Below are 15,797 nucleotides of genomic sequence, written 5' to 3'. Positions count from 1 at the left end.
TGCCACTTCATATTGATATAACTACTGGTTAGAGGACCTTAGTCCACCAATTGCAGTGCCTTGCTCCGCTCGGTATCCCGCTCCAGAACCGGCTTCAAGTACTTGCCAGTATAGGAAGCTTCCACTTTAATGATATCCTCAGGTGTTCCAGTTGCAACAATGGTTCCTCCACCGCTACCACCTTCCGGACCCAGATCAACAACATAGTCTGCCGTTTTGATCACATCCAGGTTATGCTCGATCACTAGCACCGATTCCCCAGAATCAACCAGACGGTGTAATACGTTCAGCAAACGATCGATATCATCGACATGCAAACCGGTAGTCGGCTCATCGAGGATGTAGATGGTTTTCCCCGTACTGCGGCGATACAGCTCGGAAGCAAGCTTCACCCGCTGGGCTTCACCACCAGACAATGTAGTTGCAGGTTGTCCCAGATTGATATAACCCAGGCCCACATCCATCAGCGTCTGCATTTTGCGATGGATCTTCGGAATGTTCTCGAAGAATTGGGTTGCATCTTCAACCGTCATTTCCAGCACATCGGAAATATTTCTGTTTTTATATTTCACTTCAAGCGTTTCCCGGTTGTATCGTTTGCCTTTGCAGACTTCACAAGGAACATAAACGTCTGGCAAGAAGTGCATCTCGATTTTGATAATGCCGTCTCCACGGCAGGCTTCACAACGTCCACCTTTGATATTAAAGCTGAACCGGCCTTTCTTGTATCCACGTACCTTGGCTTCGTTCGTCTGAGCAAACAGATCCCGGATATCATCAAAGACTCCTGTATACGTAGCCGGGTTGGAACGTGGTGTCCGCCCAATTGGCGACTGGTCAATATCGATAACTTTATCGATATGTTCCAGACCGCGAATTTCTTTATGCTGACCTGGACGTACCCGAGCACGGTTCAGATCACGTGCCAGCGTTTTGTACAAGATCTCATTAATCAATGTGGATTTACCTGATCCGGACACACCCGTTACCGCAGTAAATACACCCACTGGAATCTTCACGTTCAGATTCTTCAGGTTATTTTCTTTGGCTCCACGTACTTCCAACCAGCGGTCTCCTACACTTCTACGTTCTGTACGAATCGGAATGAATTTGCGTCCACTCAGATATTGACCGGTTAAGGAGTTCTCATCATTCATGATCTCCTCCGGTGTACCCTGTGACATGATGGTACCTCCGTGGATACCTGCACCTGGGCCAATATCAATAATATAGTCGGCAGCCATCATCGTATCCTCATCATGTTCAACCACGATCAACGTGTTACCAATGTCTCGCATATGCGCAAGCGTTGAGATCAGACGGTCATTATCCCGTTGATGCAAGCCAATACTTGGCTCATCGAGAATATACAGCACACCCATCAGACTGGAACCAATCTGTGTAGCCAGTCTGATCCGCTGGGCTTCCCCACCGGACAATGTTCCGGCAGCACGACTCAGTGTAAGGTAATCCAGACCAACATTCACCAAGAAGCCGAGACGACTGTTGATTTCTTTCAGAATAAGCTTGGCAATCGTCTGCTCTTTCTCCGACAATTCCAATGTATCAAAGAATCGGCCAGCTTCACCAATGGACAAACTAGTCACATACGCCATGTTATGATCATTGATCGTAACCGCAAGACTTTCCCGTTTCAGACGCTGACCTTTACATGTACCACAAGGCTTCGCACTCATGTAACCTTCGATGAATTCACGAATACCTTCAGAAGCTGTATCACGGTAACGACGCTCCAGGTTATTCACGATACCTTCAAAGGTAACCAGTGCTTCCTTCCGTTGTCCAAAATCATTCTCATAGCGGAAACGGATTTTCTCCGTACCTGTACCCTGCAACAACTTGTTCATCTGCTCAGCTGGCAGATCTTCGACAGGTACATTTTGCGGAATGTTGAAGTGCTCACATACCGACTTCAGGAACTGCGGATAATAGGTGGATGTACCACCTGTCCAAGCATCAAAAGCTCCATCTTCGATGGTCTTAGTCCGATCTGGTACCAGCAGATCAGGGTCAACGATCATTTTGACACCTAACCCATCACAATCCGGGCAAGCCCCGAAAGGACTGTTAAATGAGAACATCCGTGGTGCAAGCTCTTCAATACTGAATCCGCACACCGGGCAGGCAAAGTTGGAACTGAAGCGCAGCTCTTCTTCGCCCATAATGTCCACAAGGAGTTGTCCACCAGACAGATTTAGTGCTGTTTCAATAGAGTCGGCCAGACGCGCCTGTACATCATCTTTAACAACAATCCGGTCAACAACGACTTCAATGGTATGCTTTTTATTTTTCTCCAATTGAATATCTTCTGACAGGTCACGCAGTTCCCCGTTCACCCGTACACGGACAAAGCCCTGCTTGGATACATCAGCAAATACACTTTTGTGCTCACCCTTACGGCCCGAGATAATGGGTGCCAAAATCTGCAACCGGGTACGCTCTGGATATTGCATAATGCGGTCAACCATTTGTTCTACGGTTTGGGAGCTGATCTCCACGCCATGGTCCGGACAATGTGGATGGCCCACACGTGCAAACAACAGACGCAGATAATCATAAATTTCGGTGACGGTTCCTACTGTGGAACGTGGGTTACGGCTTGTTGTTTTCTGATCTATTGAAATGGCAGGAGATAATCCTTCGATGGAATCCACATCCGGTTTCTCCATCTGTCCCAGAAACTGCCGTGCGTAAGCTGACAATGATTCTACATACCGCCGCTGTCCTTCGGCATAGATCGTGTCAAAAGCCAGCGAGGACTTGCCTGAGCCACTCAGGCCGGTCAATACAACAAAGCGGTCACGTGGGATGGTAATGTCGATATTTTTCAGGTTATGCGCTCGTGCGCCTTTAATGACAATGTTATCGCTCGCCAATAGTATTCATCCTCTCAGTGTGTTAATCCAAACCTTTATAAAGGCTTTTCGATCCCTCCCAAACCCTCCCTTCCAAGGGAGGGCCCCAGAGGGCGCAGCCCTCTGGACACCCGAAACAAGCGGTGCAACGGTGAGGGGTCGGGTCTTGCTATGTGAAGGGTGGTCGTGTGCCCGCGGCTCCGTATAAGGTTCCGGCTCATTGCCGGAACCTTATACGACCGCTCTACTGCGAGGGTGCGCTCTCGGCTTCGCCACGTTCGCGACAGGTCGCCATTGCCTTCGGCTCGGCTCCAAGGTCAACACCGGTGCGCTCTCGGCTTCGCCTTGGTCGCGGCAAGGTCGCCATTGCCTTCGGCTCGGCTCCGAGGTCAACACTGGGGCACTCTCGACTCCCAATTGCTTTCCTATAAACCTTTTAACCAATTTCAACATTTCTATCAGTATAGACTTGATTTCAAGATTTCAACATCTCTTATTATCGGTAGATATCATCAATTTCCTTACTCAACAAGAGAACGGCCAATTGGCCGTTCTCTTGTTACAGATCCATCTTTACTGAAGCATATGAATGAGCAGTCTTATTCAGCGCGAAGTTCCAGCAACGCATCGCGAAGCTCGGCAGCACGCTCAAACTGCAGGTTTTTGGCTGCATCTTTCATCTCTACCTCTAGGCGCTGAATAAGCGCCTGGCGATCTTTCTTCGACATCTTCTCGGCTGCGCCTGTGAGATAGTCTTTCTTGGATTCGGCAACTTTGGTTGCCTCAATCACATCACGCACTTTTTTGCGAATCGTCTGTGGTGTAATTCCATGTTTCTCGTTGTACTCGATCTGGATTGCACGGCGACGCTCTGTTTCCTTTATCGCTTTATCCATCGAATCCGTCACTTTGTCACCGTATAGAATAACACGACCCTCGCTGTTCCGTGCCGCACGACCAATCGTTTGAATCAGTGAGCGTTCGGAACGCAGGAATCCTTCCTTATCGGCATCCAAAATAGCGACGAGGGATACTTCCGGCAGATCGAGACCTTCCCGGAGCAAGTTGATTCCGATTAAGACATGGAACACGCCCAACCTTAAATCACGTAAAATCGCCATCCGTTCCAACGTCTTGATCTCGGAGTGCAGATAACGAACTTTGATTCCAACTTCCTTCAGATAATCCGTCAGGTCCTCGGACATCTTCTTCGTTAATGTTGTAATCAACACACGCTCGTCTTTGGCAATCCGGTCATTAATCTCACCGATCAAGTCATCAATCTGCCCCTTGGTTGGACGCAGTTCAATGATTGGATCAAGCAGTCCGGTTGGACGAATAATCTGTTGCACCATCGTATCGGTATGCTCGATCTCATACGGGCCTGGTGTGGCCGATACATAGATGATCTGATCCATCTTGCCTTCGAATTCATCGAATTTGAGTGGACGATTATCCAATGCTGACGGCAGTCGGAAACCATGTTCAACCAATACCGTCTTCCGCGCCTGGTCACCATTGTACATCGCACGGATCTGTGGCAGAGTCACGTGAGACTCATCGACCACAATCAACATGTCATCCGGGAAGTAATCCATCAGTGTGTATGGGGTATCGCCGCGTTCGCGGAAAGTCAGCGGACCGGAATAGTTCTCAATCCCCGAACAGAATCCAACTTCCTTCATCATCTCGATATCATACCGTGTGCGTTGCTCCAGTCGCTGAGCCTCCAGCAGTTTTCCCTGTTCACGCAACACTTCAAGACGCTCCTCCAGTTCACGCTCAATGTTCACCAGCGCAACCTTCATTGTCTCTTCTTGCGTTACGAAGTGAGACGCCGGGAAGATGGCAATATGTTCACGTTCGCCAATCAGTTCTCCGGTTAACACATCAATCTCCGTAATTTTCTCGATCTCATCACCAAACAATTCAACCCGAATTGCATGTTCACCCTTGGAGGCAGGGAAAATCTCAACAACATCCCCACGAACACGGAACGTACCCCGCACAAAGTTAATATCATTCCGTTGATACTGAATCTCTACCAATCGGGACAAGATCTGATTGCGCGGTTTCTCCATGCCTACCCGGAGTGATAGCAACATGCTTGAATACGAGTGCGGTGAACCCAAACCATAAATGCAGGAAACACTCGCTACAATGATGACATCCCTACGCTCAAACAACGAACTTGTCGCTGCGTGACGCAGTTTGTCGATCTCTTCATTAATACTTGAATCCTTCTCGATATACGTATCGGAGGACGGGATATATGCTTCTGGCTGAAAATAATCGTAATAACTGACGAAATACTCAACCATGTTGTTAGGAAAAAAATCTTTGAACTCACTTGCAAGCTGCGCTGCCAACGTTTTGTTGTGTGCAATAATCAGCGTCGGACGTTGCAGTTGGGCTATCGTCTGGGCTATCGTAAACGTCTTACCCGTACCCGTTGCACCCAGCAGTGTCTGGTACCTTTTCCCCTCCTGAACACCCTTCACCAATTCTTTAATGGCAGCAGGCTGATCACCTTGGGGAGAAAACTCTGACTCGATTTCGAACGTTTTGTCGCTCATTATAATATCGCTCATTGCCGTATCTCACCCTATCGTCTAAAATAATAGTCACTATATATTGTCGAAGTTCCCCGAATTTTCATATGGGAAAACTTATAGTAATAGGAATATTTGTTCCCGTTTAATTATACCTCGTTCGTTTTAGTGATGCAAACGTGAAATGAAGATAGGAGTGGGTTAATTTATGGATATTGCGACACTTATCGGTATTATTGCCGGAATTGCCGCAGTCATTAGCGGTTTTTTGTGGGAAGGCGGCCAATTGTCCGGTCTCCTGCAAAAAACGGCTGCTTTAATTGTATTCGGTGGAACGATTGCTGCTGTAGTTGCCAGTTTCCCGGCGCATCGCCTTCGTACGATTCCAGCTGCCCTGCGTATGGCTTTTGGACGTAACAACAATGAATCAGGCTTATGGGTCGAAGAACTGGTGGAGATGTCTTCAATTGCACGCCGCTCAGGTGTACTTGCATTGGAACGCAAGGTTATGGATCATCCGCATCCATTTTTGCAAGATGGTATTCAGATGGTTGTTGATGGTACCGATCAGGATGTGGTTCGCCAGATCCTGGAGATGGAGATAGACTCGATTGAACAAAAACATGAGGGCTATGCCAAAATATTCGAATCCGCTGGTGGTTACGCCCCAACCATGGGGATCATCGGAACCGTGATGGGACTTATTCAGGTACTTGGCAGTTTGACCGATCCCACCGGACTCGGACCTGCCATTGCTGTTGCCTTTACCGCAACCCTGTACGGGGTCGCCAGTGCCAATCTTATCTTTTTGCCCATTGCCTCCAAGATCAAATCCAGAGGTGCCGATGAAGTGCAGACCATGGAAATGCTTCTCGAAGGTGTACTTGCCATTCAGAACGGTGAGAATCCCCAGCTTGTACGCAAAAGACTGGAGTCCTTCACCCTCACGCATCGTCAGCATATACGCCCCCTAGCAAAGGAGGGATTGGATGAGTCGGCGCAGTAAACGGCGCGGAAAACGTGAAACTATCGATCATCGGGATCGCTGGATGATTACTTATGCCGATCTCATAACTCTGCTTTTGATCTTTTTTGTCATCATGTATGCCATGAGCAATCTGGATTCAGGTAAATATGACGTCGTTACTCAATCGTTACAAAATACATTCAATGCGTCCGACTCTATCCTTGAGCTTGGTGAGGGACTCGGTGAGAAGCCCGGACAGACGATTACAGAGACTCCGCCATCCGAGGTGCAGGGTGAAGACCCTTCAGAAGGTGAAGAAACTGCAACACCAGATGATGACAACAAACCCCTCACAGAACGGGAAGAACAGTTCAGATCACAGGAGCAGGAATTGCAAAATCTGTTCAATGTGATTACCCAATATATCGAGGATAATAAACTGGAAAATCAGATTTTTGTTGCTGACAAGCCACAGGGCCTGTCCATTACACTTAGTGACCGCTTCCTGTTTGACCAGGGACAGGCCGCTCTAAAGGACGGTGCAGCGCCAACGCTCAGTAAACTTGCCAGCCTGTTCCGCGATCTGAATACCGTTGTCAGCATTGAGGGTCACACCGATAATGTTCCTGTGGGAGCTAACTCCGCCTATACCGATAACTGGCAGCTTTCAGGAGAACGTGCACTGTCTGTATTGCGATTCTTTCTGGATACAGAGAAGCTTAACCCGGACAGCTTCCAGTATGCCGGATATGCGGATACTCGCCCAACGGGTGACAACACCACAGCCGCGGGAAGACAAAAGAACCGTCGGGTCGAAATAACGGTCCTGCGTCAGCTCCAGCCTTAATCATCCATATCTCACATAATGCAACATTCCTTATGCAAAGAAAGCACGCTCTAACTGAATTCAATTCAGCAGAGCGTGCTTTCTTTTATGTCGTATTACCTTATGCCTCTACTCCTGGCTGGCTAGGGCGTAGAATCGCAGAGCCTACAGTCAGCAAAATGGCAGCCATGCCTAACAAAATCAATAGTGGCAATGTGATATCCGACAATGTACCACCAGCAGAGATCGTCTCCACTGCCTGAATCGCCCATTTCTGTGGAACAAAGTTGGCGAGCTTTTGCATATAATCCGGCATCAACGAGATCGGCCAGAAACAACCACCTATCATGCAGGTTGGCATAATAACAAGTGAATTCAGCATATTCGCATTTTTGGGATTACGGATTAATCCTGCCACGGTACTTGCAATCCCCATGGAGACCAGCATGAATGCGGCCAAGATAATGAAATGAATGCCAAAAGGAATACCAGCATCATAATGCAGCAGCCATCTGCTGACTCCCAGAATCATCACAATCTGAATCAGGCCAATGACAAAGCTGCCCAGGAAATTGCCAAGCGCAATCTCATATGCACGAACGGGCGCCGTATATACTCTGGCCATCGTACGTTTCCTGCGATCTTCCATTATCACAGCCACTGCACTGGTCAGCAGCCCCATCATAAACATAATCGTAAATCCAGTCACATTGTTCAGGCCTGGCTTGGGATAGATCTGCAGATCGGTAAATTCACCAGCAACCTGTTGCTTGCCTATCTCCTGTAATAGCTGTTCTAACGGCTTCTGTGTGCTCTCCAGTACGTCCATCTCACTTGAGACTCGGCCTGCCGCCACCGTAACAGCTGAAGCAGATTGTTGCAGGCCGCTCGTCAAACCTTCAACTGCTGCTCGCAGTGTATAAGAACCTTCGCTTATACGCAGTTCCACCAGTTGAATGTCGGTTGCCTTATCTTGTAACAGATCCTCCGTATAATGTGCCGGAATGATGATGCCAGAACTTCCTTTTTGCTGAGCGATAGCTTCCTTCACTTCTGCTTCGTTGTTCATTGGCTTGAGCAAATATTCCTCTTTGCCAGCAAGTTCATGAATCATCCATGTCCCTGCCACCCCTACATCCTCATTGACATAGGGAATTACTGTGCGTGTACTCTGCTCACTTCCAAAAAGAGCTACCGCACCTGTAACCACCAGGCAAGGCAGAAGCAGAAACGTAATGAAGCCCATTTTGCGGCCAAGTGTACGTTTGATCATCAACCAGGCGATGTGCAGACTATTCATATCGATATCCTGCCTTTCTATAGATCAATCCTGAGATGAACAGTAATACAGCGCAGACCACGCCTAACATTAGAATGTTATATACAATCTCTCCTACAGGTGCATCCAGCATCATTCTCAGAAAGCTCTGGAGCGCCCAGTGGTTAACCGTAAATTCGCTAAGACGTTGCACCAAATCAACCGGAATGGGCCTGAACCCACCACTGATGAATGTCATGACAATAATGATGCCTTGTAAGGTTGCACCGGCCGATGCCGTGCTTTTGCATACCAGGGATACAATAATGCCGAGGGTCATAGATGCCAAAGTGATGAGAACACAAGTTAGCACAATATACCCAGGATACGTTCCCCAATCTACGCCGTAGAACCAATATGTCATAAGGATGATCGTCGTTGCCTGTAAAAAAGCGAGCAGACTATTGCCGGCAATTTTCCCGGCAAAGATCACTCCGTTACCTATCGGCGCAGCCTGAAGGCGGATCAGCGTTCGGTTATCCCGCTCTCCAAAAAGGCTGGTACTTGTTGTCATACCCGAATACAACATGAACATCGCCAGCATCGAAGCTGCATAGTATTGGGAGGCGCTGTAGGAAGTACCTGTCTTTCCGGGATTAATGACAGTAATGGAAGTCGAGTTCGCTCCATTAGACTCCAAGCCAGAGGTCATGGCAGCAGTCACTTCCGGACCCAGCACTTTGGTAATCGCCATCTGTCGATTCCATTCATCCGTAAAACGTGTGAACAAGGTTTCGCCCAAGGTATTGAGCGTGCTGTCCTTTCCACGTATCCATTGCAACCGCGCCTCTTTCCCCATCATCACGTTCTGCTCAAAATCTGAAGGAATCATTACGGCAAAGTCGAGCTTGCCAGTGCGCAGCGAATGGACAGCCTCTTCTTCTGTCGTAAAGTTCTGCACCTTAACCATCTCAGCTACCGCTGGAGCTTTCACAAATGAATCCAGCGCTTGACTAACCGCATCTGATCCTCCGCCTGATTCCGAATTCATATGGATTATCCCTACACGTACAGAATCCGGAATGACATCTTCCGCCGTACCCATTGTACTGGAAAGGGCCGTGCCCAAAATAAAAATCAGTAACAACGGCAGGATGAACAGGTTCAATACCACAGATCGAATCTTAAGAATACGTCTTAACTCAAAGATGCAAATATGCCATATATTCATCTCTTGCTCCCCCTAGTCCCGAAGCGTACGCCCGGTCAGATTGAGGAACAATGTTTCTAGATCAGGCTCTTCAACCTTGAGTGACTGAATGGTTATTTCATGTTTGCTGCAAATAAAGAGCAGATCCTGTAGATCCTGCTGTGCAGAAGGCAGCGTAATGATCAGTGTATTATCCGAAACGTCTACCATTCGCACGCGAGGGTGAAGTTTCAGTTCTTCCACGACGTCGGGACCGATACCGGAAGTGGAGAGCACTACTTTTTCCTCCGATGCTACCCGTTCTCTCAGTTCTGCTTCAGTGCCACAGGCAATGATTCGCCCCTGATCCATAATCGCAACCCGGTGGCTAATCGCAGCGACTTCCTCCATGTAATGACTTGTATATATGATCGTTGAACCCATCTTGTTAAGTGTGCGTACCGATTCAAGGATATGATTCCGAGATTGCGGATCAATGCCCACTGTCGGTTCATCCATAATAATTAGATCCGGGCGATGTGTAATCGCACATGCGATGTTTAACCTGCGTTTCATACCGCCAGAGAAGGTCGAGGGGGCATCCTTTGCTTTATCTTGTAACCCTACAAATTCAAGGGACTCCTGCACTCTTTCCTTAAGCAATTTTCCACGCAGTCCATACAGTCTGGCAAAAAAGGTCACATTCTCCGCAGCAGACATGGTTTCGTATAACGCCAGATCCTGCGGAACCAGTCCAATCTTGCGCTTCACTTCTAGCGGTCGCTCCTTGACCGATATACCATCTAATCTGATTTCACCCTGATCCATATTCAGGAGCCCTGCAATCATGCTGATGGTGGTACTTTTTCCTGCTCCATTAGGACCAAGCAATCCAAAAATCTCGCTTTTGCCAACACTAAGGTTCAAATGATCCACGGACAGCTTGCTGCCGTACCGTTTTACTACATGATCTACTTCAAGTATGCCCATCCCTTTTACGCCCCTTTTCCGTTTCGGCCTTCGCCGCTGGATTTCATAATTTTATTGTAACGGATCGTAATCTGTAGCGAAGGTACAAAAGGTCATGAATCGAAGGTGACTTAAGTCATCTCCTGATTCGAATGCTGCTTATGGTATAATCAAGGGCGCATTACCAAGATATTTTCTACTCCACTTTTTATATAAAGGATGTCATTTACATATGCCGATGCGGCTTCTGCAATATGGATTAATTATCGTTCCAGCAGTACTGTACATGTTGATGCTGCCCTTGGAAAATGAAGCCGTCTACACCCTGTATATCATCATCGCGCTTGGACTCTCCGTGTGGAAAGATTTCAACCGTTCAAGTACACAGCAGTGGCTGTTGCTTCTGGCCGAAATACTCTGGAGCTGCTGGCTGATTGCTTGCTATGGACCATTTATGGTATTCCTCTCTCTATCCGTGCTCTACGTGTATATGTACAGACTGGAGGGGAGTCCGCGGTGGTTGATGTTTGGAAGTCAGCTTGTGGCAAGCAATGTGGCATTGCATTGGCATTATTCTGACCCACAAGCCTTGCAGCCAGGGTTAACCACACTGTATACAAACGCCGCTACTCTATTCTCCGCAGAGACAACAGCGATGGTTCTTGGCAACCTGCTTTTGCTCATCATAGCGGCTCTGTCCTGGCAGGGATCAAGAACGGCGAACAGCCGCGGACAACTGGAACAAGTCTACGATGAGCTTCGCAGCAAACATTACGAGCTACAAGAAGCGCGTGCGCAGCTGCTACTATTCGCAAAGCAACTTGAAGGAGCGGCTCAGGCGGAGGAACGCACCCGTATCTCAAGGCAACTCCATGACGATATCGGGCATCGACTGATTCGCACCAAAATGATGTCGGAAGCCGCTCTGCTGACCCTCCCCCGAAATAGGGAACAAGGAACGAAAATGGTGAGACAGATTCGCGATCAATTGGCCGACAGTATGGATGATATGCGCAGCACCCTGCACAAACTGCAACCGGATTCCTATGTTTCTACTACCTACGCACTGGATCGTCTCCTTGAAGAAGTGGGCAGAGACACCGGCGTGAAGACAAATTATGAAGTTCATGGCCCATCTCATGTGCTGTATCCCAGCATACAGATTGTTTTGTACAAAAATGCTAAAGAAGCCCTGACCAATGCCCTGCGACATGGAAATGCTTCTTCGATCACTGTGGAGTTGGTATTCGGGGATCAGGAAGTGTGTATGAGTGTAAGTAATGATGGCAAAATCAATCCCCATTCTTCCAAGCGAAATGGCATAGGACAGGAAGGTATGCTTCTGCGCACACAAATGGTGGGAGGAGCTCTGGAGATTCAATCGGCTTATCCATATACGGTGATTACACGCATTCCTATAACCAACCAAATGCATATACTCTGAAAAAGGAAGTGAATGTTCTCATGCCCGAACAGAATGATGTGAACGTAAAGAATGATTCAGCCCAGCCCCCACTTATTCGGCTGATTCTCGCTGACGATGACTACTTCATTCGCGAGAGCCTTAAAGTTCTGCTCGGACTGGGCTCCGGCATTAGCGTTACAGGCACAGCCTCAAATGGACAGGAAGCGTTGGCATTGCTTGAGGCAGGTACGCCTGCGGACGTGGTCTTAATGGATATCCGGATGCCGGAATGTGACGGAGTCGAAGGTACACTTCGCATAAAGGCACGTTTTCCTGAAATCCAGGTGCTGATGCTGACTACGTTTGACGACGATGAGTATATTATTCAGGCATTGCAGAATGGCGCAAGTGGTTATCTACTCAAAAATGTGCCCCCTGAGCGCATCATTCAAGGAATCAAGACCGTACATAACGGTGATATGTTAATTCATCCAGATATTGCTCGCAAGCTCACAGGCCTTCTTCGTCCTTCTCCAACTTCCCAGACACATCGTCCAATCGAACCCTATGGACTGACACGTATGGAGCTGGCGGTTGCCGAGGCCATATCGGAAGGACTATCCAATAAAGAAATTGCAGCCAAACTGTTCCTCAGTGAAGGTACGGTCAAAAACTATGTCACGGATATTCTCGGTAAGCTGAGCTTGCGTGATCGGACCCAAATCGCCATTTTTATGTTAAGAAAATAACAAAAAGGTATTTCCCTTGCCTGCGACGGCGCTCGGAAATACCTTTTTCATTGTTTGATTTATGCAACAACTTCTCACGTATGCTTAGTTACATCTCTATGGACCCTTTATCACTGGCCACAGGGGCTGGCGGTAAAGCCAATGGAGCTTCGTCCCTTTGTGGTTTTTTCAGACGGGCAAACAACTTGAGATTAATGACATGGAACAGCGTCAGTGGACGTAAACGAATCGCCCAGACCTCGTGATTGTCCGGTGCCATAATGACCCCAAGCTGATGATGCTCCCCTTCATAGATCGCTCGTTGCATGAACTTGCTTTCTCCTTGGTGATTTCGCACCTCAAGTTTGCAAAAAGCCGGGTTCATCCGCAGAGCACGATGCAACTCTTCCGGCGAATGAACCAACTTACCATTCACCTTGTACAACGTCTCTCCGGCTTCAATCCCCAAATCTGCAGCAGGACTCTCCGGAATAACAGCCAATACTTTCAACCCGTGCTGCGGATGAACAAATACCGGACTGCGATTTTGCTCTTCAAACGCGCTGTACCACACCAGAAATTCATGTCCAACAAATGCAATCAGTGCTGCAACCACCATGAGTGGAGACCACCATGCGGCAAGCAAACTGAACACGAGCAAGGTTGTCCCATATAGCATCAATCGTTTTGACGAGATCTGCACCTTCTGGCCTGGAAGCATACTCTGCGTTATCTCACCAAATCCGAGCATGATCGGCAGCGCAACCAGCATGTAACTATGTCCTGCATTCATAAGCGGATTCCATGCCAGCTCTGCGCCACCTCCTGTGACTGGAACAAGAATCAGTAGAGGAATAGCCCAGAATTGTTGTAATTGATATCCGCCAACCAGTTTCCCGCGTTTTCCCTCGAAGAGAAGCGGTGATGCCATCGATACCCCCTGCATGCGTACCAACAGGGCTTCACCCATATGTAGAAGGGCCGCCAGAACAAGCAGTGCAGGCATATCCAGGGTACGTAGCGTTTCCGTTATACTACCCAGCCAACCCGATGGTTGCCAGCCTGAAGCCAGATTCAAACCAAATTGCAGCACACCCAGTAACCCGGCCGCATAAGCAAAACACAGATACCGGATGCGGAACAAAGATAGAACTAACGTTGCAGCCCATATGCATATGAGACTTCCCAGTGTAAGATGTGCACCGAGAAATAGGGATACGATCGAGACAATGGTACCGATGAGTATGCCTCCGAGTACCGCACGAATCGTCTGTGTGATCGAGCTTTGCAAACGGACATGAAACAATTTACGCTCCTGCAGTAACTGACGATGATAGATCAGCGCAATCAGGATCACCGCAATATAATAAAACGGCTGAATAAACAACTGCAACAAAGCTTCCCCTAATGTAGTTAACCACGGCCATACCCATTCCATTGTGGTCGGTCACCCCTCTCCTTCAGCCAGTTCAGAAAAAAAGAAGGCTGAAAATCAGCCTTCTTTATGGCTTCGACACTGCGGACGAAATATCCTTTGAGACATTTTCGATCGCGCGTTTCAGCTGTGCATCATATTGAGGATTGGCAATACGTTCAATCAGAGCCGCTTCCAGTGATTCAGCGGTTTTCTCATCAATCTGGCCTGTAGCCTGAATGCCTTTTTGCTTCTGGAATGCCTTGACCGCTTCTTCTGTCTTCTGGTCGTAGTATCCGTCCACACGATCCGGTTTGAAATCGAGTCCTCTCAGCATCGTCTGCGCACTTTTCACATCCGTGCTATTGCTGTCATATTTAAGTGGTAACTTCTCTTTGTTAATCGGTGCCACCGAGAAGTAATCCGGTTGGTCTACCGCAATATCCGGTTTGATTCCTTTTTCATGAATCCAGTCCCCGTTCGGTGTGAGCCACTTGGCAATGGTAATTTTCAGCAAGCTGCCGTCACCCATTTGCTTGTCATAACTCGTCTGCACGGTTCCTTTACCAAAGGAGTTTTCACCGATCAACTTAGCGCCTGCTGACTGTTGTAATGCTCCGGCCAAAATCTCCGACGCACTCGCGCTACCTTTGTTCATCAGGACTGTGATTGGATAAGCTTTGGCTGATCCATTCGATTTACTTTGTTCCTTTTTGCCGTTCTTGTCTTCAACTTGCACAATAACCTTGCCTTTAGGAACGAACTGTTCAGCAATATCAATGACAACTTGCAGTACACCGCCTGGGTCATTACGTACATCGATGACCAGACCTTTCATGTTCTGCTTCTCAAGCTTCGCCAATTCTTCCTTGAAGCGATCGCCTGTATTGAGAGAGAATTGGGTAATGGCAATAACGCCTATTCCACCGTCCTCCATGTGCGCATATACGGTCTCCAGATCAATGTCATCCCGTACAATAACAAATTCAATCAGTTCTGAAGATCCAGCACGTTTAACTTGTACCTTCGCTTCACTGCCCTTTGGACCTCTGATTTTGTTAACCGCCTTGTTCAGTTCCAAACCTTGCAGGGATTCTCCGTTCACAGACATAATCATGTCTTTCGCACGAATACCCGCTTTCTCGGCAGGTGACCCTTTGATCGGGGAAACCACAACGACGTTTCCATCCTGTGACGATACCTCTGCGCCAATACCGGTAAATGAACCTTCGATCGACTCTTCAAACTGGGCAGCCGTTTCCTGCCCCATATAGTTGGAGTACGGATCACCAAGGGATTCCATCATGCCGTTGATCGCACCGTCAATCAATTTGGTCTGATCCACGTCTTTATAATAGTTGCTTGAGATCAAATCCATCGCGGTTTCAATCTTCTTCAAATCGCTCTTCTGCTGCGTATTGCCGGTTACACTGGCCAGCAAACCTTCGCCCGGTGTGGTCTGGCTCGCTATTCCCGGATAAGTCATCAATACCAGGGTTAGCAAACTACCGCCAAGGAGACCCACAATGACAAGCAGTAGCGCCGATCTTTTCTTCATCATCCGTTTGTCACCGCCTTTCGTTTTGAAGCCTGTCAGATTCCATTGTTGCCGG

11 protein-coding genes are annotated in these 15,797 nt (G+C 48.1%); 4 read left to right on the top strand and 7 right to left on the bottom strand.

Features of this window, described 5'->3' with window-relative positions:
* Nucleotides 1-38: 38 nt before the first annotated feature.
* Both uvrA and uvrB read right to left on the bottom strand, forming a co-directional pair.
* On the bottom strand, nt 39-2,897 hold the full coding sequence (gene uvrA / locus AC6CIF_RS09160; protein WP_076254108.1) for an excinuclease ABC subunit UvrA: 2,859 nt from the start codon (nt 2,895-2,897) through the stop codon (nt 39-41).
* A 578-nt stretch (nt 2,898-3,475) separates the two neighbouring features.
* The gene (gene uvrB / locus AC6CIF_RS09155) at nt 3,476-5,467 is read right to left on the bottom strand and encodes an excinuclease ABC subunit UvrB (protein WP_076209852.1); all 1,992 of its coding nucleotides are present in this window, start codon (nt 5,465-5,467) and stop codon (nt 3,476-3,478) included.
* Nucleotides 5,468-5,636: 169 nt separating this feature from the next.
* Here uvrB and AC6CIF_RS09150 point away from each other — a divergent pair, with 169 nt between their 5' ends.
* A complete protein-coding gene (locus AC6CIF_RS09150) occupies nt 5,637-6,434 on the top strand; it encodes a flagellar motor protein (RefSeq protein WP_062837042.1) in 798 nt (265 codons plus the stop codon).
* Nucleotides 6,418-7,242, top strand: coding sequence for a flagellar motor protein MotB (locus AC6CIF_RS09145; RefSeq protein ID WP_498199171.1), 825 nt, complete (start codon nt 6,418-6,420; stop codon nt 7,240-7,242). The genes AC6CIF_RS09150 and AC6CIF_RS09145 overlap by 17 nt, the downstream gene beginning before the upstream one ends.
* Before the next feature lie 100 nt (nt 7,243-7,342).
* On the opposite strand, the gene AC6CIF_RS09140 is transcribed toward AC6CIF_RS09145, so the two are convergent.
* The 3 genes from AC6CIF_RS09140 to AC6CIF_RS09130 are packed head-to-tail and all read right to left on the bottom strand — an operon-like array spanning nt 7,343 to nt 10,658.
* Nucleotides 7,343-8,521 (bottom strand): ABC transporter permease, encoded by a 1,179-nt coding sequence (locus AC6CIF_RS09140; protein ID WP_498199169.1) that lies wholly within the window; start codon nt 8,519-8,521, stop codon nt 7,343-7,345.
* On the bottom strand, nt 8,514-9,710 hold the full coding sequence (locus AC6CIF_RS09135) for an ABC transporter permease (RefSeq protein WP_498199167.1): 1,197 nt from the start codon (nt 9,708-9,710) through the stop codon (nt 8,514-8,516). The genes AC6CIF_RS09140 and AC6CIF_RS09135 overlap by 8 nt, the downstream gene beginning before the upstream one ends.
* A 12-nt stretch (nt 9,711-9,722) precedes the next feature.
* The gene (locus tag AC6CIF_RS09130; RefSeq protein ID WP_498199165.1) at nt 9,723-10,658 is read right to left on the bottom strand and encodes an ABC transporter ATP-binding protein; all 936 of its coding nucleotides are present in this window, start codon (nt 10,656-10,658) and stop codon (nt 9,723-9,725) included.
* 211 nt (nt 10,659-10,869) lie between these two features.
* Here AC6CIF_RS09130 and AC6CIF_RS09125 point away from each other — a divergent pair, with 211 nt between their 5' ends.
* Together AC6CIF_RS09125 and AC6CIF_RS09120 are read left to right on the top strand one after the other, a co-directional pair.
* Entirely contained in the window at nt 10,870-12,081 is a 1,212-nt protein-coding gene (locus AC6CIF_RS09125) for a sensor histidine kinase (RefSeq protein ID WP_498199163.1), read from the top strand.
* A 20-nt stretch (nt 12,082-12,101) separates the two neighbouring features.
* Complete coding sequence (locus AC6CIF_RS09120) at nt 12,102-12,791, top strand: response regulator transcription factor (RefSeq protein ID WP_336762335.1); 690 nt, start codon at nt 12,102-12,104, stop codon at nt 12,789-12,791.
* An 88-nt stretch (nt 12,792-12,879) separates the two neighbouring features.
* On the opposite strand, the gene AC6CIF_RS09115 is transcribed toward AC6CIF_RS09120, so the two are convergent.
* Both AC6CIF_RS09115 and AC6CIF_RS09110 read right to left on the bottom strand, forming a co-directional pair.
* Nucleotides 12,880-14,208: a PDZ domain-containing protein gene (locus AC6CIF_RS09115; protein ID WP_498199161.1), complete on the bottom strand. Its 1,329-nt coding sequence runs from the start codon at nt 14,206-14,208 to the stop codon at nt 12,880-12,882.
* A gap of 64 nt (nt 14,209-14,272) precedes the next feature.
* Nucleotides 14,273-15,745 (bottom strand): S41 family peptidase, encoded by a 1,473-nt coding sequence (locus AC6CIF_RS09110; RefSeq protein ID WP_498199159.1) that lies wholly within the window; start codon nt 15,743-15,745, stop codon nt 14,273-14,275.
* Nucleotides 15,746-15,797 lie beyond the last annotated feature (52 nt).

Source organism: Paenibacillus sp. GQ49 (genome assembly GCF_059759055.1).
The sequence above is the reverse complement of the archived record's forward strand: the minus strand, read 5'-3'. Positions and strand labels throughout refer to the sequence as shown.

Bases quoted from the DNA above. Each gene is read 5' to 3' on its own strand.
- AC6CIF_RS09130 (WP_498199165.1), bottom strand. From the start codon at position 10,658: ATGGGCATACTTGAAGTAGATCATGTAGTAAAACGGTACGGCAGCAAG.
- AC6CIF_RS09110 (WP_498199159.1), bottom strand. From the start codon at position 15,745: ATGATGAAGAAAAGATCGGCGCTACTGCTTGTCATTGTGGGTCTCCTT.
- uvrB (WP_076209852.1), bottom strand. From the start codon at position 5,467: ATGAGCGATATTATAATGAGCGACAAAACGTTCGAAATCGAGTCAGAG.
- AC6CIF_RS09150 (WP_062837042.1), top strand. From the start codon at position 5,637: ATGGATATTGCGACACTTATCGGTATTATTGCCGGAATTGCCGCAGTC.
- AC6CIF_RS09140 (WP_498199169.1), bottom strand. From the start codon at position 8,521: ATGAATAGTCTGCACATCGCCTGGTTGATGATCAAACGTACACTTGGC.
- AC6CIF_RS09120 (WP_336762335.1), top strand. From the start codon at position 12,102: ATGCCCGAACAGAATGATGTGAACGTAAAGAATGATTCAGCCCAGCCC.
- AC6CIF_RS09115 (WP_498199161.1), bottom strand. From the start codon at position 14,208: ATGGAATGGGTATGGCCGTGGTTAACTACATTAGGGGAAGCTTTGTTG.
- AC6CIF_RS09125 (WP_498199163.1), top strand. From the start codon at position 10,870: ATGCCGATGCGGCTTCTGCAATATGGATTAATTATCGTTCCAGCAGTA.
- AC6CIF_RS09135 (WP_498199167.1), bottom strand. From the start codon at position 9,710: ATGAATATATGGCATATTTGCATCTTTGAGTTAAGACGTATTCTTAAG.
- AC6CIF_RS09145 (WP_498199171.1), top strand. From the start codon at position 6,418: ATGAGTCGGCGCAGTAAACGGCGCGGAAAACGTGAAACTATCGATCAT.